The following is a 1,452-nucleotide window of genomic DNA, read 5'->3' as shown; positions in this document are numbered from 1 at the left end:
GGCGCAGAACGATGGCGGACTGTTCGAAACCAACCTGCGCGACGAGCGCTACCTGCCGTTCGAGAACTCCGGGGTGGACAGCCAGTGGCAGCTGGAGCTGCCCGCCAACCCGATGAACGGGGACCCGGCCCAGTTCGACTACAACACGATCAGCGACGTCATCCTGCACCTGCGCTACACCGCGCGGCCCGGCGGGACCGCCCTGCGCAGCGGCGCTCTCGCCGAGCTTCGGCGACTGATCAACGAGGCCAGCGCGGCAGGCTCGGTCCGCCTGCTCTCTGTGCGGCACGAGTTCCCGGATGTCTGGGCCAAGTTCACCTCGGCCCCGGCCTCCACGACGCAGCGCTACCAGCTGTCCATCCCGTTGTCACCCGAGCTCTACCCCTACTGGGGCCGGGGCGGACTCCACAAGGTCCACACGATGGAAGTCCTGGCCCTGCCTGCGCCAGGTGCACCCGCCGGGCAGCAAGACAAGGTGTTCAGCGGGCCTCTGCGCACCGATGTGACGGTTGCCGCGACACTGACGCGCGATCCGGACCTCGGCACCGTCACGCGCGGTAACTGGGGTGCCGGCCTGCCCGCCTCACCGAGTTCCGGCTCGATTGAACTCTATTTCGACGGCAACCAGTTCGATGAACAGTGGATCGCTATCACCTGGGGAGCCTGAGAGCACAGAGCACAGTGTCCGCTTGCTCAAGCAGACCGACCGATCCTCTCCCCACCGGCCGGCCTCGAACTCGGCGCTCCCTCACTTGCGAAGACACCCGCGCGAGGCTGTCGCCCATCTTCCCGGCACCGATCCCGAGAACCTGTCCCACCTTCGTCCCCGCCCGCGCGGACCACTGCTGTCGCTCGACACCGTGCGCGAGGACGACCGCCAACGCGACGCCCGGGAGTTCTCACCGCCCTGCCCGGCACCAGCCGGAACGTGACCCGACCGCCCAGATCCACCCCACCGCCCGGGTCCTCCCCGAAGCCGCCCTCCGGCCCGCTACGCCCACTCCACCCCGTGCTCGGCGAGCTGCGCGAGCTGGCCCGGAGTCAGCTTCGCCCGCCTGCTTTTCTGGTTGTTGAGCCATGTGCCCAGGGCGAAGTGCGACACGACCACCTGCTCCTCACCGCCGGGCCCGGCCTCCACGGTCTCCACCTCCTCCTTGTGCGGGCGCCTGACGGCCGCGTGCCCTTCCCGCTCCACGAACTGCGCCAGCGCCGCCAGGCCCTGGGCGAACCGGTCCGTGCGGGACACCTTCGGCTTCGCCTCGGCAGCGGCCTTGGCAGCCACCAGCTCCTGGTCCTCCTCGATCCCGATCGCCGACAGCAGGTCCCGCTGATCCTCCTCCAGAGCCGGCCACCCGGCCCGCTGCGCCTGCACCCACCGGCCGAGCTGCTCGCCCTCGAACACCGTGTCCAGCGGCAAGACGGTCCAGTCGACCAGGCCGTCGGACTCCAGCC

At 69.8% G+C, this 1,452-nt stretch carries 2 protein-coding genes; one reads left to right on the top strand and one right to left on the bottom strand.

All coding sequences use genetic code 11. The features are described from left to right. On the top strand, positions 1–667 hold a 667-nt coding region (locus tag AB0O00_RS39280; protein WP_363659459.1), incomplete at its 5' end, for a hypothetical protein. 324 nt (positions 668–991) lie between these two features. Here the strand turns inward: AB0O00_RS39280 and AB0O00_RS39275 are convergent. Beyond that, a partial coding sequence (locus AB0O00_RS39275; RefSeq protein ID WP_363659458.1) for a helicase associated domain-containing protein occupies positions 992–1,452 on the bottom strand: 461 nt, incomplete at its 5' end.

This window comes from Kitasatospora sp. NPDC093558, assembly GCF_040683475.1.
Lineage (GTDB): Bacteria > Actinomycetota > Actinomycetes > Streptomycetales > Streptomycetaceae > Kitasatospora.
The sequence above is the reverse complement of the archived record's forward strand: the minus strand, read 5'-3'. Positions and strand labels throughout refer to the sequence as shown.